The 18245-nt window shown below is 68.6% G+C and carries 20 protein-coding genes; 13 read left to right on the plus strand and 7 right to left on the minus strand.

Annotation, left to right across the window (positions count from 1 at the left end):
• On the plus strand, positions 1 to 1023 hold the full coding sequence (locus tag QM841_RS22660) for a 3-oxoacyl-ACP synthase III family protein (protein WP_283333644.1): 1023 nt from the start codon (positions 1 to 3) through the stop codon (positions 1021 to 1023).
• 1 nt (position 1024) lies between these two features.
• A complete protein-coding gene (locus QM841_RS22665; protein ID WP_283333645.1) occupies positions 1025 to 2074 on the plus strand; it encodes an aminotransferase class I/II-fold pyridoxal phosphate-dependent enzyme in 1050 nt (349 codons plus the stop codon).
• On the opposite strand, the gene QM841_RS22670 is transcribed toward QM841_RS22665, so the two are convergent.
• From QM841_RS22670 to QM841_RS43445, 6 genes are all read right to left on the minus strand, one after another.
• A complete protein-coding gene (locus QM841_RS22670; RefSeq protein ID WP_283333646.1) occupies positions 2010 to 2765 on the minus strand; it encodes a sirohydrochlorin chelatase in 756 nt (251 codons plus the stop codon). The two genes, QM841_RS22665 and QM841_RS22670, sit on opposite strands and share 65 nt — an antisense overlap.
• A gap of 4 nt (positions 2766 to 2769) precedes the next feature.
• Positions 2770 to 4056: a sulfate adenylyltransferase subunit 1 gene (locus QM841_RS22675; RefSeq protein ID WP_280782436.1), complete on the minus strand. Its 1287-nt coding sequence runs from the start codon at positions 4054 to 4056 to the stop codon at positions 2770 to 2772.
• 2 nt (positions 4057 to 4058) lie between these two features.
• On the minus strand, positions 4059 to 5012 hold the full coding sequence (cysD, locus tag QM841_RS22680; RefSeq protein ID WP_280782437.1) for a sulfate adenylyltransferase subunit CysD: 954 nt from the start codon (positions 5010 to 5012) through the stop codon (positions 4059 to 4061).
• Positions 5009 to 5749 carry a phosphoadenylyl-sulfate reductase gene (locus tag QM841_RS22685; protein ID WP_283333647.1) on the minus strand — a complete coding sequence of 247 codons (741 nt, stop codon included), beginning with the start codon at positions 5747 to 5749 and terminating at the stop codon, positions 5009 to 5011. The genes cysD and QM841_RS22685 overlap by 4 nt, the downstream gene beginning before the upstream one ends.
• The gene (locus QM841_RS22690) at positions 5713 to 7434 is read right to left on the minus strand and encodes a nitrite/sulfite reductase (protein ID WP_009473957.1); all 1722 of its coding nucleotides are present in this window, start codon (positions 7432 to 7434) and stop codon (positions 5713 to 5715) included. Before QM841_RS22690 ends, QM841_RS22685 begins: the two co-directional genes overlap by 37 nt.
• 120 nt (positions 7435 to 7554) lie before the next feature.
• Positions 7555 to 7656, minus strand: coding sequence for an Ms4527A family Cys-rich leader peptide (locus QM841_RS43445; RefSeq protein WP_368681006.1), 102 nt, complete (start codon positions 7654 to 7656; stop codon positions 7555 to 7557).
• A 129-nt stretch (positions 7657 to 7785) separates the two neighbouring features.
• Here QM841_RS43445 and hemW point away from each other — a divergent pair, with 129 nt between their 5' ends.
• Entirely contained in the window at positions 7786 to 9009 is a 1224-nt protein-coding gene (gene hemW / locus QM841_RS22695) for a radical SAM family heme chaperone HemW (protein ID WP_283333649.1), read from the plus strand.
• 93 nt (positions 9010 to 9102) lie between these two features.
• Here hemW and QM841_RS22700 read toward each other — a convergent pair whose 3' ends face one another.
• Positions 9103 to 9420, minus strand: a complete 318-nt coding sequence (locus tag QM841_RS22700) for a type II toxin-antitoxin system VapB family antitoxin (protein ID WP_005261240.1) — start codon at positions 9418 to 9420, stop codon at positions 9103 to 9105.
• Between the two features lie 209 nt (positions 9421 to 9629).
• Between QM841_RS22700 and hrcA the strand changes: the two genes are divergently transcribed.
• The 10 genes from hrcA to era all read left to right on the plus strand — a co-directional run bounded on the left by hrcA (position 9630) and on the right by era (position 18217).
• Positions 9630 to 10673, plus strand: a complete 1044-nt coding sequence (gene hrcA, locus QM841_RS22705) for a heat-inducible transcriptional repressor HrcA (RefSeq protein ID WP_105415156.1) — start codon at positions 9630 to 9632, stop codon at positions 10671 to 10673.
• Between the two features lie 86 nt (positions 10674 to 10759).
• Positions 10760 to 11911 carry a molecular chaperone DnaJ gene (dnaJ, locus tag QM841_RS22710; protein ID WP_005247937.1) on the plus strand — a complete coding sequence of 384 codons (1152 nt, stop codon included), beginning with the start codon at positions 10760 to 10762 and terminating at the stop codon, positions 11909 to 11911.
• 2 nt (positions 11912 to 11913) lie between these two features.
• Complete coding sequence (locus tag QM841_RS22715; RefSeq protein WP_280782440.1) at positions 11914 to 12675, plus strand: 16S rRNA (uracil(1498)-N(3))-methyltransferase; 762 nt, start codon at positions 11914 to 11916, stop codon at positions 12673 to 12675.
• Positions 12676 to 12681: 6 nt separating this feature from the next.
• Positions 12682 to 13443 carry an alpha/beta hydrolase family protein gene (locus QM841_RS22720; RefSeq protein ID WP_280782441.1) on the plus strand — a complete coding sequence of 254 codons (762 nt, stop codon included), beginning with the start codon at positions 12682 to 12684 and terminating at the stop codon, positions 13441 to 13443.
• A 126-nt stretch (positions 13444 to 13569) separates the two neighbouring features.
• On the plus strand, positions 13570 to 13896 hold the full coding sequence (locus QM841_RS22725) for a hypothetical protein (protein ID WP_283333650.1): 327 nt from the start codon (positions 13570 to 13572) through the stop codon (positions 13894 to 13896).
• A gap of 95 nt (positions 13897 to 13991) precedes the next feature.
• Positions 13992 to 15065 carry a PhoH family protein gene (locus QM841_RS22730; RefSeq protein ID WP_005247930.1) on the plus strand — a complete coding sequence of 358 codons (1074 nt, stop codon included), beginning with the start codon at positions 13992 to 13994 and terminating at the stop codon, positions 15063 to 15065.
• 36 nt (positions 15066 to 15101) lie between these two features.
• Positions 15102 to 15644: an rRNA maturation RNase YbeY gene (gene ybeY / locus QM841_RS22735; RefSeq protein WP_054248715.1), complete on the plus strand. Its 543-nt coding sequence runs from the start codon at positions 15102 to 15104 to the stop codon at positions 15642 to 15644.
• Between the two features lie 21 nt (positions 15645 to 15665).
• Positions 15666 to 16982 carry a hemolysin family protein gene (locus QM841_RS22740; RefSeq protein ID WP_280782443.1) on the plus strand — a complete coding sequence of 439 codons (1317 nt, stop codon included), beginning with the start codon at positions 15666 to 15668 and terminating at the stop codon, positions 16980 to 16982.
• On the plus strand, positions 16975 to 17307 hold the full coding sequence (locus QM841_RS22745; RefSeq protein ID WP_105415158.1) for a cytidine deaminase-like protein: 333 nt from the start codon (positions 16975 to 16977) through the stop codon (positions 17305 to 17307). Before QM841_RS22740 ends, QM841_RS22745 begins: the two co-directional genes overlap by 8 nt.
• On the plus strand, positions 17300 to 18217 hold the full coding sequence (gene era / locus QM841_RS22750) for a GTPase Era (RefSeq protein WP_283333651.1): 918 nt from the start codon (positions 17300 to 17302) through the stop codon (positions 18215 to 18217). The genes QM841_RS22745 and era overlap by 8 nt, the downstream gene beginning before the upstream one ends.
• The last annotated feature ends 28 nt before the right edge of the window (positions 18218 to 18245 follow it).

An 18245-nucleotide genomic window follows, 5' to 3' on the forward strand; every position in this document is an offset into this window, starting at 1 on the left:
ATGGACACCGTCAGCCTGATCGACATTGCCGGCTACCTACCCGAGAACCGGGTGGAAGCGGACTATTTCGCCCAGTTCGCCGCCTCCGACCGGCTCGCCGAGAACATCATGTTCCGGGCGCCGAAATTCCGCCACCACATCGCGAGCGACGAGAACGCCGTCGACATGGCGGAACGTGCAATCGCCCCGCTGGTCGAGCGGAACGGTTCCGAACTCGTCTCCAACGTGGACATTCTCATCACCCACACCCAGCTGCCCGACGTCCCGATCCTGGGCACCGGCGGAGAACTCGCGCGCCGGATGGGGATCACCCCGGAGTGGGTGGTGGACCTGCACAACGGCGGCTGCGCGTCGTTCGTGTACATGATCAAACTGGCACGTCAGATCATGCAGACCGGGGACGCGTCGACCGCCCTGATCGTTTCGGTGCAGAACAGCGCCGGCCAGATCTTCACGCAATCGGACGTGCGCGCGCTGGCACAGTCGGCGGTGCCCGGTGACGGCGCGGGCGCATGCCTGCTGGTGAAGTCGGAGGCCGCACCGGTGCTGGGGCTCGAGTGCCGGACCTACCCCGAGTTCGCCGGAGACATGACGGCCGCCGTCGATCCGCCCCGCAAATACTGGGAGGCGGGCACCGGCCAACTGCACATCGGGTTCACCGAATCGAGGATCGCGAAGGTCTTCGCCCGCGGAAACCGGCTCGTCCCCGAGGTGGCGCTCGCGGTGTGCAAGCAGATCGGCATCACCCCCGACGAGATCGACACCCTGGTCACCAACCAGCCCAACCGGCTGTTCCTCCGCAACTGGCGGGACGCACTCGAGCTTCCGGCGGAACGACACCCCGACACGTTCGACGAATGCGGGAACCTGTTCGGCGCCGCGATCCCCGTCACCCTCGACATCGAGAACCGGGCAGGCCGCATCCCCAACGGCTCGCTGGTGATGATGTCCGCGTTCGCGCACGCCGGCGACTTCGCCGGGGCCGGGGCCATTCGGTGGGGCGCCGCCCCGGCGGGGGTGTGAAATGACGACACAGACCATCGCGGGACCCGGTGTGAGATTCGATCTCGCGCTGAGCGAGAACCCGTTCGCCCCGTTGCCCTCCGTGCTCGCCGCGCTCGACGGTGTGATGCGCCGGGCGCATCGGTATCCGGAGTTCCTGCCCGACCGGCTGATCCAGGTCATCGCGGATCACGAAGGGCTCGACACCGAACAGGTGGTGGTGGGCGCCGGCGCCACCGGCGTCGCACTGCAGATCATGCGCTCCGTCGCCGGGCCGGGGGAGCGGATCGTGTTCACCGCGCCGACGTTCGACGGGTACCCGATCATGGCGCGCATCGCGGCACTCGACGCGGTACCGGTACCGATTCTCCCGGACGGCGGGCAGGATCTGGCCGCGATGGCGGCCGCCATCGACGACCGCACCCGGCTCGTCGTCGTCTGCCGCCCGCACAACCCCACCGGGACGCTCGTCGACCCCGCCGAACTGGCGGACTTCCTCCGTCATGTTCCGGACCGGGTGATAGTCGTCCTCGACGAGGCCTACGTGGAGTTCGTCGACCGCCGACAGGTCCTGGACGTGCATCGCATCATCGCCGAACACCCGAACGTCGTGTTCCTGCGAACGTTCTCCAAGGCGTACGGACTGGCCGGGTTGCGTATCGGATTCGGCTTCGCGGATGCGGCACTGGCGCGGACGATTCGAACGCTGCAACTGCCGTTCGGGATGGGCAGCGCCGCCGTTCCCGCGGTCACGGCGTCGTACGCCGCCGAGCACGAGCTCCGTTCCCGGGTGGCTGCCATCGTCGCCGAACGGGAGGAACTGTGGCGTACGGTGCGGGCGGCGGGAATTCCGGTCCCGCGCAGTCACGCCAACTTCCTGTACCTCCCCGGAGGGGACGTCGGTGACGCACTGGCCCGTGCCGGCATCCACGCGCGCACCTACCCCAATGGTGACGCGCGGATAGCGGTCGGGAACCCGGATGCCGGGCGTGCGGTGATCGACGCGCTCAGGCCGACAGCGCCCGGTACCGCTGCAGCTCCGTGTGGGTCTGCGAGTATCGGTCGAGCATGACATCGAGCAGCCGGGGGTGCGGTCCGATGGTGGCCGCGTAGGTGATGCCGGGGCCGCAGGATTCCGCCGCACGGCTCACCCGATCGGTGAGCAGTCCCGGCGCCAGGAACCACGGCGCGATCACGATGCGCTCGGCACCGGCCTGCCGCAGCGTCGAGATCGCCTGCTGCACCGTCGGTTCCGCCGACGTCGCGAAACACGTCACCGCTCCCGACCATCGGGTGCCCGCGACGAGCGATCCGGCCAGCTCGCGAGTGCGGTCGTTCGCGGCCGGGTCGGACGAGCCGACCGCGGCGAGGACGATCCCGAGACCGGACTCACCGGCGGAACCGCCGGCCTCGCCGATGCGGTCACGGACGGCCTCGACCAGCCGCGCGTCGTGCCCGAGAACGTCGGCCTGCCGGACGTGCAGGTGCGGGTGACGGAGGCGGGCGGCGTCCAGGAGCGCCGGAAGATCGACGCGGGCGTGGAACGCGCTGCCCAGCAGCATCGGCACGATCACGGCGGCGGAATGCCCCTCGGCGGCGACCGCGTCGAGCACCTGGTCCACGGACGGCGCGTTGAGGTCGAGGAAGCACAGCCGGACGTCGAGGTCCGGTCGCTCCGCCCGGAGCGCCGACACGGCAGCCGCCACCACCCGCGCACTGCGGGGGTCGCGACTGCCGTGAGCGACAGCGATCAGCGGGGTCATCGCACTAGACGCGCTCGCCGAGCTCCACCGCTGCGATGGCATCTCCGACGAGGCCGGCCGCGAGCGTGTTGCCGCCGGCCGGATCGATCAGCAGGAAGCTGCCGGTGTGGCGGTTCACGGTGTAGTCGTCCGCCACGATCGGCTCGGCGACGCGCACCGAGATCTTGCCGATCTCGTTGAGTTCCAACGACTCCGGGCTGGGCTCCGAGGTGAGCTCCTGCTCGTTGAAACGCTCGACGAGTGTGCCGACGATGGCCTGCGTGGTGCGGGTGCCGTGCTTGAGCAGCAGGCGGGCACCGGGACGCAGTGGCTTCTCGGCCAGCCAGCACACCGTCGCGTCGAACTCGCCGAGCGGCTCCGGGGCGTCGGCGGGGGAGGCGATGACGTCGCCGCGGGAGACGTCGACGTCGTCGGCCAGCACGAGAGTGACGCTGCGGCCGGCGTGGGCGCTGTCGAGTTCGCCGTCCGCGGTGTCGATGCGGGTGACCGTGGTCCGGACACCGGACGGCAGGATCACGACCTCGTCGCCCGGAGTCACCTCACCCGCGGCGACCTGCCCGGCGTACCCGCGGTAGTCCGGGAACTCCGGGGTGCGCGGACGGATCACGTACTGGACGGGGAAACGGAGACCGACCCGGTGGGGTTCGGCGTCGACGGGCACCGACTCGAGATGCTCGATGAGCGTGGGGCCGTCGTAGTACGGGGTGTTCTCCGAACGCACCGCGACGTTGTCGCCGTGCAGGGCCGACACCGGGATCTCGACGACGTCCTCGGACGCCCAGCCGAGCGAACTGGTCAGCGAGTTGAACTCCGCCGAAATGTTCGCGAACACGGTGGCCGGATCCTCGACGAGGTCGATCTTGTTGACGGCCAGCACCAGCTTGGGGACGCCGAGCAGCGCGAGAACGGCGGCGTGCTTGCGCGTCTGGGAGATGACACCCTTGCGGGCGTCGACCAGCAGGATGACCATCTGCGCGGTGGACGCACCCGACACCGTGTTCCGGGTGTACTGCACGTGCCCGGGAGTGTCGGCGAGGACGAACGAGCGGCGGGGGGTCGCGAAATACCGGTATGCCACGTCGATCGTGATGCCCTGTTCGCGCTCCGCACGCAGACCGTCGACCAGCAGGGACAGGTCGGGGGTGGACAGCCCCTTGTCGACCGACGCCCGGGTGACGGCGTCGATCTGATCGGCGAGAACCGATTTCGTGTCGTACAGCAGACGGCCGACGAGGGTCGACTTGCCGTCGTCCACACTGCCGGCGGTGGCAAGCCTCAGAAGGTCGCTCATGATCAGAAATAGCCCTCTCGCTTGCGGTCTTCCATGGCCGCTTCGGAAACTCGGTCGTCGCCACGGGTCGCGCCGCGCTCGGTCAGCCGGGACGCTGCGACCTCGGCGAGGATCGCCTCGTTGTCGCCGGCGTCGGAAAGAACTGCGCCCGTGGTGGATCCGTCGCCGACGGTGCGGTACCGCACCGACAGCGTCTGCAGGTCCTCACCCTCGGACGGTCCGCCCCACACACCGGGAGTCATCCACATGCCGTCGCGCTGGTACACCTCGCGCTGGTGCGCGTAGTAGATGCTGGCCAGTTCGACGTTGTCACGGGCGATGTACCGCCAGATGTCGAGTTCGGTGAAGTTGCTGAGCGGGAAGACGCGGACCTGCTCACCGGGGGAGTGCTTGCCGTTGTACAGGTTCCACAGTTCGGGGCGCTGCTTCTTCGGGTCCCACTGGCCGAATGCGTTGCGCAGCGAGAAGATGCGCTCCTTGGCGCGGGCGCGCTCCTCGTCGCGTCGGGCGCCACCGAAGACCGCGTCGAAACGGTTCTCGGCGATGGCGTCGAGCAGCGGAACGGTCTGGAGGGGGTTGCGGATCCCGTCGGGGCGTTCGGTGAGCCGGCCGTCGGCCAGGTAGTCCTCGACCTTCGCCACGTGCAGACGCAGGTTGTACTTGGACACGACGTGATCGCGGAAGTCGAGGACCTCCTGCAGGTTGTGTCCGGTGTCGACGTGCAGCAGCGCGAACGGCAGCGGCGCAGGCCAGAACGCCTTGATCGCCAGGTGCAGCAGCACCGTGGAGTCCTTGCCGCCGGAGAACAGGATCACCGGGCGTTCGAACTCGCCCGCGACCTCACGGAAGATGTGGATGGCTTCCGACTCGAGGGCGTCGAGCGTGTCGAACTGCGACCCGTCCAACTGCGGCCGGACTGCGGATTCGGCGAGGGAATGGGAAATGTCGATGGTCATGAGGCGTGCAACCCGCATTCTGTCTTGGCCTGACCGGCCCAGCGGCCGCTGCGCGGATCGCTGCCGGGGGCTGGCTTGCTGGTGCACGGAGCGCACCCGATGGACGGATATCCCTCGTCGACGAGCGGATTCACCAGAATCGAGTGCTCGTCGATGTAGGACTGCATGTCTTCGTCGGACCACGCGGCGATCGGGTTGATCTTCACCAGACCGAACGCGTCGTCGAACGAGATCAGGGGGGCGTTGGCGCGGGTGGGCGCCTCGACCCGCCGGATGCCGGTGACCCACGCCTTGTAGCCGGAGAGGGTCTTCTTCAGCGGGGCGACCTTCCGCAGTGCGCAGCACCGGTTGGGTTCGCGGGCGAACAGATCCTTGCCCTCCGCCGCATCCTGTTCGGCGACACTCGCCTCGGCCCGCGCGTTGATCACGTTGACGCCGTACACCTGCTCGACGGCGTCACGGGTGCCGATGGTTTCCGCGAAGTGGTATCCGGTGTCGAGGAACAGCACGTCCACACCGGGATGGACCTGGGCGGCGAGGTGGACCAGAACGCCGTCCTGCATGTTCGAGGCGACGATGTAGTCGCTTCCGAACGTGTCCTCGGTCCACTGCAGCAGTTCCTGCGCAGAGGCGCCCTCGAGACTTGCCGCCCCCTGCGCGGCAAGGAGCCGTAGGTCGTCCTGGGTGGCTGTGGCGAGATTCAACGCAAGTCTCCTTCGTCTGCGCGCACGACCCATTCCGCGAAGCGTTCACCCTCGTTGCGGTGCTTCACGAAGTGGCGGACGACGCGATCGATGTAGTCACCGAGTTCGGTGCTGGTGACCTTGTGCTGGCGAAGCTTCCGGCCGAAGGCCGAATCGAATCCGAGGCTGCCGCCGAGGTGAACCTGGAAGCCCTCCACCTGGTTGCCCTCGCCGTCGTCGACGAGCATCCCCTTGAATCCGATGTCGGCTACCTGCGAGCGGGCGCAGGAGTTCGGGCAGCCGTTGATGTTGATCGTGATCGGCACGTCGAGCTGCGCGTTGATGTCGGCGAGCCGCTGCTCGAGTTCGGGAACGAGCACCTGCGAGCGCTTCCGCGTCTCCGCGAACGAGAGCTTGCAGAACTCGATGCCCGAGCACGCCATCAGGTTCTTACGCCAGTGCGACGGACGCGCGGGCAGGCCCACCTCGTCCAGGTCGGCGATCAGCTGCTCGAGCTTGTCGTCGGCGACGTCGAGAATGATCAGCTTCTGGTACGGCGTGAAGCGGATCTTGTCGCTGCCTGCCCGCTCCGCGGCGTCCGCGACCTTGGCCAGGATTGTGCCGGACACGCGACCTGCGATGGGGGCGACGCCGACGGCGTTGAGACCGTTGCGGGTCTTCTGCACACCGACGTGGTCGATCGGCCGGGTGGGCTTCTCCGGCGCGGGGCCGTCGATGAGCTTGCGCTTCAGGTACTCGGTTTCGAGGACCTCGCGGAACCTCTCGATACCCCAGTCCTTGACCAGGAACTTCAGGCGGGCCTTGTTCCGCAGCCGGCGGTAGCCGTAGTCGCGGAAGATCGACACGACGGCCTCCCACACGTCGGGAACCTCGTCGAGCGGCACCCAGACGCCGACCCGCTGCGCCAGCATCGGGTTGGTGGACAGCCCGCCGCCGACCCACAGGTCGAGGCCGGGACCGTGCTCGGGGTGGTTGACCCCGACGAACGCGACGTCGTTGATTTCGTGCACCACGTCCTGCTGACCGGAGATCGCGGTCTTGAACTTGCGTGGCAGATTCGAGTACTCGGGCTTGCCGATGTAGCGGCGGACGATCTCATCGATCGCGGGAGTGGGGTCGAGGACCTCGGTCAACGACTCACCGGCCAGCGGTGAACCCAGGACGACGCGGGGGCAGTCACCGCACGCCTCGGTGGTCTTGAGGCCGACGCCTTCGAGGCGCTTCCAGATCTCCGGGACATTCTCGACCTCGATCCAGTGGTACTGGACGTTCTCGCGGTCCGAGAGGTCGGCGGTGTCGCGCGCGAACTCGGTGGAGATCCCGGCGATGGTGCGCAGCTGCTCGACGTTCAGGGCGCCGGCGTCGCAGCGGACCCGCATCATGAAGTACTTGGCTTCGAGCAGGTCGATGTTCTCGTCACCGGTGAAGGTGCCGTCGTACCCCTGCTCGCGCTGGGTGTAGAGACCCCACCAGCGCATACGGCCACGCAGGTCACCCTTGTCGATGCTGTCGAAGCCCTGCTTCGAGTAGATGTTCTCGATACGGGCCCGGACGTTGAGCGGGTTGTCGTCCTTCTTGGCCTGCTCGTTGGCATTGAGGGGCTCGCGGTAGCCGAGGGCCCACTGGCCTTCGGCGCGTCGCCGAGCCGGCTTCGCCGTGCGCGTACGCGCGGGTGCTGCGTCAACGGCAGCGGGGGAGGCGTCGGTGGTCGACGTCATGGAGCACTCCTGAATCTCAAGATGCACCGGCTGAGGCCGAGGAGGAGGGCTGATCCTCGCTCGGGGCATTCGAATCCGGCCGGAAGTCGAGAAGAATGATGAACGGGCTGACAGGCTGAATTACTGCGCGATACAGGGCAGACAACAACAGCTGCAGACACGCTTGAGATCGACGTGACGACGCGCCACAAGTCGCACTCCGGGTCCGGTCATGCCGACCATTGTGCCACGTCAGATCGCTCACGCAGAGCCGGGCACCGATTTCCACCATTTTTGCGGGAAATATCACGAGGAGGGGCCCGCGACGGTCGGGTGGACACCGGAGGTGAGCCGACCATGGAGACTGTAAGGGTGAACGGAACGAGCACTACCACGGTCGGACGCGACGAGGCGGCGGCATTCGCGCTGCCCGGGAGTGCGTTGAAGGGTGTGGGGAGCCGCCCGTTCGGGATCTATGTGCACGTGCCTTTCTGTGCCACACGCTGCGGATACTGCGATTTCAACACGTACACGGCAGGCGAGCTGGGGACGTCCGCGTCGCCGCAGTCGTGGATGGAAGGTCTGCGCCGCGAACTCGACCTCGCCGCGCAGATGACGGGCGCCCCGGCCGTGGACACGGTGTTCGTCGGCGGCGGCACGCCGTCACTCCTCGGCGGCGACGGACTGTCGGACGTTCTCGGTGCGGTCCGCTCGAGCTTCGGCCTCGCGAAGGGCGCCGAAGTGACCACCGAGTCGAACCCGGAGTCCACGTCGCCGGAGTTCTTCGAGCGGTTGCGTGCCGGCGGATTCACGCGGATCTCGCTGGGCATGCAGTCGGCGGCGCAGCACGTGCTGAAGGTGCTCGACCGCACCCACACGCCGGGACGCGCCGTGGCGGCGGCGCAGGAGGCGCGGGCCGCCGGGTTCGAGCACGTCAATCTCGACCTCATCTACGGAACGCCGGGGGAGCGCGACGAGGACCTCGACCTCTCGCTGGACGCCGTGCTGTCCGCCGGGGTGGACCACGTATCCGCCTACGCCCTGATCGTCGAGGACGGCACGGCGCTGGCGAGGAAGGTGCGCCGCGGCGAACTGCCCGCGCCCGACGACGACGTCCTGGCGTCGCGGTACGAGCGCATCGACGCGCGGCTCGCGGAAGCGGGCCTGACCTGGTACGAGGTGTCGAACTGGGCATCGGCTGACGCCGCGACGGGGGAATCACGTTGCCGGCACAACCTGGGGTACTGGGACGGCGGGGACTGGTGGGGCGCCGGGCCGGGCGCGCACAGCCACGTCGGCGGAGTCCGCTGGTGGAACGTCAAGCATCCGGCGCGCTACGCGGACCAGCTGGCGGCGGGAAGTCTGCCCGTCGGTGGGAGCGAACAGCTGACGGCGGAGGACGTCCACGTCGAGCGGGTGATGCTCACCGCGCGGCTGCGGACGGGACTGCCGGTGGCGGAGCTGGATGCCGCGGAGCAGCGCGCGGCCGAGACCGTGGTGGCCGACGGACTGCTCGTGCGCGAGGGCGAGCACCTGGTGCTGACCGACCGCGGGCGGCTCCTCGCCGACGCCGTGGTCCGGACGGTGCTGCGCTGACGCTCAGCCCTCGACCGCCCAGCCCTCGACCGCCCAGCCCTCGACCGCCCAGCCCTCGACCGCTCAGCCCTCGACCGCTCAGCCCTCGAAACCTCAGGCCGTGACGATGCCGGGCATCTCGTCGTAGTCGAAGACGCGGGCATGCAGCACCACGCGGTTCCGCAGTGCCGAACGCACGGCCCGGTGCAGCCCGTCCTCGAGATAGAGCACCCCGTGCCACTGGACCGCGTGCGGGAACAGGTCGCCGTAGAACGTCGAGTCCTCCGACAGCAACCGGTCGAGCTCGAGAACCTTGGTCGTGGTGACGATCTCGTCGAGCCGCACCTGCCGGGGTGGGATCTTGGACCAGTCGCGCAGCGACAACCCGTGGTCCGGGTACGGCTTGCCGTCCATGACACCTTTGAAAATCATCGCCTCGTCATCCGCCCGTGGTCGTTGCCTCTGCTCGTCTCCGGTCACCACAGTAAGGCCTGAACCGGTATCGGCGGCGCGGCGATTAGACTGGACCGAGCCGAGATGCACGTGCATCTGCACGTAGCTCAGGGGATGTGGCGGCCGATCCGAACGAAGGTTCGGTGACGCCGCTGCCCGTGATGATCGAGAACTGGAGGTGGACGGCGATGTCGAGTACGGACGACAGACGGTTCGAGGTTCTCCGCGCCATCGTCGCCGACTACGTCTCGACCCAGGAGCCGGTGGGATCGAAGGCGCTGGTCGAGCGGCACAACCTGGGCGTTTCCAGTGCGACGGTCCGCAACGACATGGCGTTTCTCGAGAGCGAGGGCTACATCGCCCAGCCGCACACGAGTTCCGGTCGTGTTCCCACGGACAAGGGCTACCGGCAGTTCGTCGACCGCATCGCCGACGTGAAGCCGCTGTCGACGGCGGAGCGGCGCGCGATCCTCGATTTCCTCGAATCCGGCGTCGACCTGGACGACGTCCTCCGGCGTGGTGTGCGCCTGCTCGCGCAACTCACACGCCAGGTCGCGGTTGTGCAATATCCCACACTCTCGGCGTCGTCGGTCCGGCACCTCGAGGTTGTCGCGCTGACGCCTGCCCGCCTGCTGCTCGTGCTCATCACCGATTCGGGCCGAGTGGATCAGCGCATCGTCGAACTCGGCGACGTGCTGGACGACGAGGATCTGGCACGGCTGCGCGGGTTGCTCGGCGGCGCCCTCGACGGCAAGCGGCTGGCGGCGGCGTCCATCGCGGTCTCGGAGCTGGCCGACGAGGCCCCGGAGGATCTGCGCGATGCCGTGATCCGTTCGGCGACCGTGCTGGTGGAGACGCTCGTCGAGCACCCCGAGGAGCGGCTGGTCCTCGGCGGCACCGCGAATCTGACCCGCAACGCCGCCGACTTCTCGGGAATCAGCGGATTCCCCGGTTCGCTGCGGGCGGTCCTCGAGGCGCTGGAGGAGCAGGTGGTGGTGCTCAAGCTGCTGGCCGCCACGCAGGACGCGGGCACCGTGACGGTGCGGATCGGTGAGGAAACCCAGGTGGAGCAGATGCGCGGCACCTCCGTCATCTCGACCGGTTACGGTGCGGCAGGCACCGTGCTCGGTGGAATGGGCGTCCTCGGACCCACCCGAATGGACTATCCGGGAACAATTGCGTCGGTGGCAGCCGTTGCGAGATACATCGGCCAGGTGCTCGCCGAGCGGTGACGGCCGGCCCCGGCGACAGCGCCACCGTGAACGAGCACACGTACCGGTAGCGAGATAACGAAGTAGAGAAGGACGAGAGACTCAACGTGGCACGGGATTACTACGCAACGCTCGGCGTCGATCAGAAGGCGACCGATCAGGAGCTCAAGCGCGCGTACCGCAAGCTTGCGAGGGAACTGCATCCCGACGTGAACCCCGACGAGGCGGCGCAGGCCCGGTTCCGGGACATCTCGACGGCCTACGAGGTGCTGTCCGATCCGGAGAAGCGTCGCATCGTCGACCTCGGCGGCGACCCCCTCTCCTCGGGTGGCGGCGGAGGTGGAGCCGGCTTCGGCGGCGGTTTCGGTGGCGGCCTCGGCGACGTGTTCGAAGCGTTCTTCGGCGGTGGAGGCGGTGCGGGCCGCGGGCCCCGCGGCCGCGTCCAGCCGGGCGCCGATTCACTCCTGCGCACCAGGCTGACGCTGGCGGAGTGCGCGACCGGCGTGAGCAAGCAGGTCACCGTCGAGACGGCGATCCTGTGCGACAGCTGCACCGGTGCGGGCACCAACGGCGACTCCAAGCCGGTGCGCTGCGAGACCTGTGGCGGCGCCGGCGAGGTCCAGTCGGTGCAGCGTTCGTTCCTCGGCCAGGTCATGACGTCGCGGCCGTGCCCCACCTGCCGCGGCGCCGGCGAGACGATCCCCGACCCCTGCCACAAGTGTGGCGGCGACGGCCGGGTCCGCGCCCGCCGCGACATCACGGTGAAGGTGCCCGCAGGCGTCGCAGGCGGAATGCGGATCCGGCTCGCCGCGCAGGGCGAGGTCGGCCCCGGTGGCGGACCCGCAGGCGACCTGTACGTCGAGGTGGTCGAGCAGGCGCACGAGGTGTTCGTGCGCGACGGCGAAGACCTGCACTGCACGATCCGGGTTCCGATGATCGACGCCGCCCTCGGCACGACCGTGACGATCGACACGATCATCGACGGGCCCAAGGAGATCACCATCGAGCCGGGGACCCAGCCGGGATCGGTGACGGTCCTGCGCGGGCACGGCATGCCGAAGCTGCGTTCCGGTATCCGCGGCGACGTGCACGCCCACCTCGAGGTCGTGGTTCCGTCGCGACTGGACCACAAGGAGACGAAGCTTCTGCGCGAACTCAAGGACCTGCGCGACCGCGACGTCGCCGAGGTCGTCTCCACCCAGTCGCAGCACAGCGGCGGATTGTTCTCACGCCTGCGCGAAGCGTTCAGCGGTCGCTGACCGTGGCGGCGACGGTCTTCTTCCTCGACCCGCTGCCCGAGGTGGGGAGCACCGCGGTCCTGGACGGCCCGGAGGGCAGGCACGCCGCGACGGTGCGCCGGATCGGCATCGGGGAGCGGATCGTGCTGGCCGACGGCCGGGGTGGTCTCGCCGACACCGAGGTGACGGCGGCCGCCAAGGACCGGCTCGAACTCACCGTTCACGAGCGTCGTCAGGTGTCCGCGCCGTCGCCGAGTGTGACTGTGGTGCAAGCGCTTCCGAAGGCGGAGCGGTCCGAGTTGGCGGTCGAGCTGGCCACCGAGGCCGGCGTCGACGCGATCGTGCCGTGGCAGTCCTCGCGGTGTGTGGCGCGGTGGGAGGGCCCCAAGGTCGCGAAGGGTGTCGCTCGCTGGCGCAGCGCGGCGCTCGCCGCCGCCAAGCAGTCCCGGCGGCCGATCGTCCCCGAGGTGTCGGAACTGCACCGCACCGCCGGAATGCTCGCCGTCGTCCGTGAGGTGGTCGGCCGGGGCGGTGTCGTCGCCGTGCTGCACGAGGCGGCCACCCAGGGCCTCGCCGAGCTTCCGCTGCGCTCGGCGGCCGAGATCGTGCTCGTCGTCGGCCCCGAGGGCGGAATCTCCGAGGAGGAGATCGCCGCACTGACGGACGCCGGCGCCGTCCCGGTGCTGCTCGGCCCGCACGTTCTGCGGACCTCGACCGCCGCGGCCGTCGCGCTGGGCGCCATCGGTGTCCTCACGGACCGCTGGGGTGCGGCCCCGCTAGCCTGACTGTCCGTGGACCGCATTCGCATCGCCTACGGAACCGAACCGCAGCAGTTCGGGCACTTCTACCCGCCCGAGGAGCCCGTGGCCGCCGCGGTCCCGGTGGTGATGGTCGTCCACGGCGGCTTCTGGAGCGGGAAGTACCACCTGAACCTGGGCACGAGCTTCGCGGTCGACCTCGCCCGCCACGGCGTCGCCGTCTGGAACATCGAATACCGCAGGCTCGGTGCGGGCGGCCGGTGGGACGAGATGTCCGCCGACGTTCTCGCCGCGCTCGAGGCGATCGCCGGACCGGTCGCCGAGCAGTCGCCCGTCCCGTTCGACCTGTCGAAGGTCCGGGTCGTCGGCCACTCCGCCGGCGGACAGCTCGCGGTGTGGCTCGCCGGGGAGAAGCGGACGGCCGTCCGGCCGGAGCGGGTCGTCTCCCAGGCAGGCGCCCTCGACCTCGCGTCCGCGGGCGAGCGGGGCCGGCGGATCGGCTACATCGAGGATCTCCTGGGAGTCCCCTTCGACGAAGACCCCGACCGGTACCGCGCCGCGTCCCCACTGCACCGCATCCCCACCGGGGTGCCCGTGGTGTGCGTCCACGGCACGGAGGACGCGCAGGTTCCGGCGAAGGTGAGTGTGCGGTACAGCGAGGCCGCGCGGGCGGCCGGGGATCCGGTCGCGCTGCATGTCGTCGACGGCGAAGACCACTACGCCTTCCTGAATCCCGAGACCGACTGCTGGAAGATCTCGCGGGACGCCCTACTGTCCGACGCCGGCGAGTTCTGAACCGCGGTCGCCGGATTCGGGCGTCACCGGGCGTCCGGGCAGGACGAGGGCCACGATCGCGGCCCCGATTCCCTGGCCGTTCCCGTCCAGGAGTGCCGGGAGGCGCTCGGCGCGGGTGATCGATCGGTGACCGGTTCCGCATGCTGTGTGTCGTTCGCCCGCCGCGAACTCGACGAGCAGCGCATCCAGATCTCCTCGGGGTGGTGCGCAACCGGGACGTGCGGGTCGTCGAGCGGGTCAGCGTTCCCGGGTGTTCTCGTCGTACCTCTCGCGGAATCGACGACGATCACCCTGCTGGACCAGGCGAATTCCGGCGAAGTGCAGGATTCGGGGGCATCGTGCGCGGTCGCGTACCTCGCGGTGCTCGGGCCGACGGGGCCCGCGTCGTGGACGAGGCGCGGCACCGGTTGCGCGAGCATCAGGACGTCCCGAAGTGGTGACGGCGTCGCGTAATCGGGTGGGCGCCGTGACCTGCGAGCGATAGACTTCCCTCATCACGACGACCGTCGTGACCGCCCAGGAACCGGGAAGAAGGCCATATTCCTCACGTGAGCGAACAAGACCAGAACGGCGAGACGTTCGGCGCCACGCGTCCGGCGGAACGCACCGTGCGTTCGAGTATCGATCTCCCACCCGAAACGGTCCCGCCTCTCCTCGGTTCTTCCGACGAGAATCTGCGCGCTCTCGAACGGGTCCTGGACGCAGACATCCATGTACGCGGCAACGCCGTCACACTGACGGGACGGCCCGGCGACGTCGCGCTCGCCGAACGGGTCATCGCGGAACTGGGCTCCATCGTCGGTCGCGGGCAACCGCTGACCCCCGACGCGGTGCGTCGCACGGTCGGCATGCTCACGCAGGGGCTGAGCGAATCGCCCGCCGAGGTCCTGACCCTCGACATCCTGTCGCGGCGCGGCAAGACGATCCGGCCGAAGACGCTGAACCAGAAGCGCTACGTCGACGCGATCGACGCCAACACCATCGTGTTCGGCATCGGGCCCGCCGGTACCGGCAAGACCTACCTCGCCATGGCGAAGGCGGTGCAGGCCCTGCAGACCAAGCAGGTATCGCGGATCATCCTCACCCGCCCCGCGGTCGAGGCGGGGGAGCGGCTCGGGTTCCTGCCCGGCACGCTGCACGAGAAGATCGATCCGTACCTGCGCCCGCTGCACGACGCGCTCCACGACATGATGGACCCCGAGGCCATCCCGAAGCTGATGCAGTCGGGTGTCATCGAGGTGGCGCCGCTGGCGTACATGCGTGGCCGCACGCTCAACGACGCGTTCATCATCCTCGACGAGGCGCAGAACACCACCGCCGAGCAGATGAAGATGTTCCTCACCCGGCTGGGCTTCGGCTCCAAGGTCGTCGTCACCGGCGACGTCACGCAGGTGGACCTGCCGGGCGGTGCCCGGTCCGGGCTCCGCGCGGCCACCGAGATCCTCGGCGACATCGACGACATCTACTTCGCCGAACTCAACAGCAGCGACGTGGTCCGGCACCGGCTGGTGTCCGACATCGTCGACGCGTACGAACGTTTCGAGGCGGACCGGGACGGCAAGGTCGAGCTCGGGAACCGCGCACAGCGTAGAGCGGCGCACTCGCGTTCTCCACGACGGTAGGGTGAGTGTCGCCGGAACCAGGAGGAAGCGACACACATGAGCATCGAAGTCTCGAACGAATCGGGCATGGACGTCTCCGAAGAGGAGCTGATCAGCGTTGCCCGCTTCGTGATCGCGAGGATGGACGTGCACCCCGCGGCCGAGTTGTCGATGGTCCTCGTGGACTCGGCCACCATGGCCGACCTCCACATGCGGTGGATGGACCTGCCCGGTCCCACCGACGTGATGTCGTTCCCGATGGACGAGCTCGAGCCCGGCGGTCGCCCGGATTCGCCCGAGCCCGGCCCGTCAATGCTCGGTGACATCGTGCTGTGCCCGTCCTTCGCCGCGGACCAGGCCGACAAGGCCGGTCACCCGCTCGCTCACGAACTCGCTCTGCTCACCGTGCACGGTGTGCTCCACCTCCTCGGCTACGACCACGCCGAACCGGAGGAGGAGAAGGAGATGTTCGGCCTGCAGAACCAGTTGCTCGAAGACTGGTACGAGGATCTGCGCAGGGCCGAACGCGACGCCGCACTCGCTGCCCGGGATCAGAAGCTGCTCGGCAAGGCCGGCTTCTTCGACTCACCGGACCAGTAACCGCCACGTGAAGGGTCTTCTGTGAGTAGCGCCATCGCGCTGATCGTCCTCGCGATCGTCCTCGTCCCGCTCGGTGGTGTCTTCGCCGCCGTCGATTCCGCACTCAACACGATCTCGTCCGCGCGCATCGAGGAGATGGCGAAGGAGGATCGCCCCGGAGCTACCCGCGTGCTCCGCATCCTGTCGGATCGCCCGCGTTACGTGAATCTCATGGTGCTGCTGCGCATCCTGTGCGAGATCACGGCCACGGTGGTGCTCGTCGGTGGCCTGTCCGATCTCCTCGAGCCCGTGTGGGCGCTCACGTTCACCGCGATCATCATGGTGCTCGTCGACTACGTGGTGATCGGGGTCGGCCCCCGGACGCTCGGTCGCCAGCACGCCTACTCGATCGCGTTGATCACGTCGTTTCCCCTGCAGGTCATCGGAACTCTGCTCGGTCCGATCAGCCGCCTCCTGATCCTGATCGGTAACGCGATCACCCCGGGTAAGGGATTTCGCAACGGCCCCTTCGCTTCCGAGATCGAACTGCGCGAACTCGTCGACATGGCGCAGGAGCGCGGCGTGGTGGCCGACGAGGAACGCCGGATGATCCAGTCGGTGTTCGAACTCGGCGACACGTCCGCCCGCGAGGTGATGGTGCCGCGCACCGAGATGGTGTGGATCGAGAGCGACAAGAGCGCCGGACAGGCGACGTCGCTGGCTGTCCGCAGCGGACATTCGCGGATCCCCGTGATCGGGGAGAACGTCGACGACGTGCTCGGTGTGGTGTACCTCAAGGATCTCGTGCAGGAGACGTACCACTCGCGCGACGGCGGACGCAGCGTCCGCGTCGCCGACGTGATGCGGCCCGCCGTGTTCGTGCCCGATTCCAAGCCCCTCGACAGCCTGCTCGCCGAGATGCAGCGCGACCGCAACCACATGGCCGTGCTGGTCGACGAATACGGCGGAATCGCCGGGCTCGTCACCATCGAGGACGTCATCGAGGAGATCGTCGGTGAGATCGCCGACGAGTACGACCAGGACGAGACACCGCCCGTCGAGGATCTCGGCGACGGCATGTACCGGGTCTCCGCGCGTCTGCCGATCGAGGATCTCGGCGAACTGTTCGGCATCGAGGTCGAGAACGACGAGGTCGAAACAGTCGGCGGGCTCATCGGTTACGAGCTCGGCAGGGTGCCGCTCCCGGGGTCGGAGGTCGTCTCGCACGGTCTCGTCCTGCGCGGCGAGGGCTCACCCGACGTGCGCGGGCGGGTGCGCATCAGCACGGTCTTCGTGCAACGCGCCCCCATCGACGAGGACGACAGTGGCGACGGCGACCGGGAGGACGGCGATGACTGAACTGGGCGACGAAGACGCCAAACTGGTCGTGCTCGCGCGAGGAGCGTTCGGCCGCACCGGAAGTGGTCAGGGCGCGGCCGTCCGCGATCTCGACGGCCGCACCTACTCGGCGGGCGCGGTCGCGCTGGCGGCGCTGTCGCTGACCGCGCTGCAGGCTGCTGTCGCGGCGGCGGTGTCGAGTGGCGCCGAGGGATTCGAGGCCGCAGTCGTGATCGGCGGCGACCCGGAAGACCCGGGCATCGCCGCCCTACACGAAGTCAGTGCGCAGGCGGCCGTCGTCTTCGCGCGAACCGATGGATCCGTGATCGAGGAGCAACATGAGTAAAACCGAATTCCGTTCCGGATTCGTCTGTTTCGTCGGACGGCCCAACACGGGCAAATCCACGCTGACCAACGCGCTGGTGGGCAGCAAGATCGCGATCACGTCCTCGCGTCCGCAGACCACCCGCCACACCATCCGCGGCATCGTGCACCGCGACCACGCGCAGCTGATCCTCGTCGACACCCCGGGGCTGCACCGCCCCCGGACGCTCCTCGGCCAGCGCCTCAACGACCTCGTGCGCGACACCTACTCCGAGGTCGACGTGATCTGCCTGTGCATCCCGGCGGACGAGAAGATCGGCCCCGGCGATCGGTGGATCGTGCAGCAGGTCCGTCAGATCGCGCCGAAGACCACGCTCATCGGCATCGTCACGAAGATCGACAAGGTCAGCAAGGACATGGTCGGGCAGCAGTTGCTGGCCGTGTCCAAGCTCCTCGGTCCCGAGGCGGATGTCGTGCCCGTCTCCGCCGCCTCCGGTGAGCAGGTAGAGGTGCTCGTCGACGTCCTCGCGTCGAAGATGGAGGAGGGCCCGGCGTTCTACCCGGACGGCGAGCTCACCGACGAGCCCGAAGAGACGCTGATGGCCGAACTCATCCGCGAGGCCGCACTCGAGGGGCTCGGCGACGAACTGCCGCACTCCCTCGCCGTGGTCATCGAGGAGATCATCCCCCGCGAGGGACGCACCGAGAGGCAGGGCGAACTGCTCGACGTCCACGCCCTGCTCTACGTCGAACGCCCGTCCCAGAAGGGCATCGTGATCGGCAAGGGCGGCGCCCGCCTCCGCGAGGTGGGGACCAAGGCCCGGCTGCAGATCGAGAAGCTGCTCGGCACCAAGATCTTCCTCGAACTGCACGTCAAGGTGGCCAAGGACTGGCAGCGCGACCCGAAACAGCTGGGCCGCCTGGGGTTCTAGGCGGCTGCGCCACCCGTGCGTGGCGAAC

The sequence above is a fragment of the Rhodococcus sp. IEGM 1307 genome, from assembly GCF_030056915.1.
Lineage (GTDB): Bacteria > Actinomycetota > Actinomycetes > Mycobacteriales > Mycobacteriaceae > Rhodococcus_F > Rhodococcus_F opacus_D.

Coding starts and splice junctions, on each gene's coding strand:
- QM841_RS22660 (WP_283333644.1), top strand. CDS start 1: ATGGACACCGTCAGCCTGATCGACATTGCCGGCTACCTACCCGAGAAC.
- QM841_RS22665 (WP_283333645.1), top strand. CDS start 1,025: ATGACGACACAGACCATCGCGGGACCCGGTGTGAGATTCGATCTCGCG.
- QM841_RS22670 (WP_283333646.1), bottom strand. CDS start 2,765: ATGACCCCGCTGATCGCTGTCGCTCACGGCAGTCGCGACCCCCGCAGT.
- QM841_RS22675 (WP_280782436.1), bottom strand. CDS start 4,056: ATGAGCGACCTTCTGAGGCTTGCCACCGCCGGCAGTGTGGACGACGGC.
- cysD (WP_280782437.1), bottom strand. CDS start 5,012: ATGACCATCGACATTTCCCATTCCCTCGCCGAATCCGCAGTCCGGCCG.
- QM841_RS22685 (WP_283333647.1), bottom strand. CDS start 5,749: ATGGGTCGTGCGCGCAGACGAAGGAGACTTGCGTTGAATCTCGCCACA.
- QM841_RS22690 (WP_009473957.1), bottom strand. CDS start 7,434: ATGACGTCGACCACCGACGCCTCCCCCGCTGCCGTTGACGCAGCACCC.
- QM841_RS43445 (WP_368681006.1), bottom strand. CDS start 7,656: ATGGTCGGCATGACCGGACCCGGAGTGCGACTTGTGGCGCGTCGTCAC.
- QM841_RS22700 (WP_005261240.1), bottom strand. CDS start 9,420: ATGATTTTCAAAGGTGTCATGGACGGCAAGCCGTACCCGGACCACGGG.
- hrcA (WP_105415156.1), top strand. CDS start 9,630: ATGTCGAGTACGGACGACAGACGGTTCGAGGTTCTCCGCGCCATCGTC.
- ybeY (WP_054248715.1), top strand. CDS start 15,102: ATGAGCATCGAAGTCTCGAACGAATCGGGCATGGACGTCTCCGAAGAG.
- QM841_RS22745 (WP_105415158.1), top strand. CDS start 16,975: ATGACTGAACTGGGCGACGAAGACGCCAAACTGGTCGTGCTCGCGCGA.
- era (WP_283333651.1), top strand. CDS start 17,300: ATGAGTAAAACCGAATTCCGTTCCGGATTCGTCTGTTTCGTCGGACGG.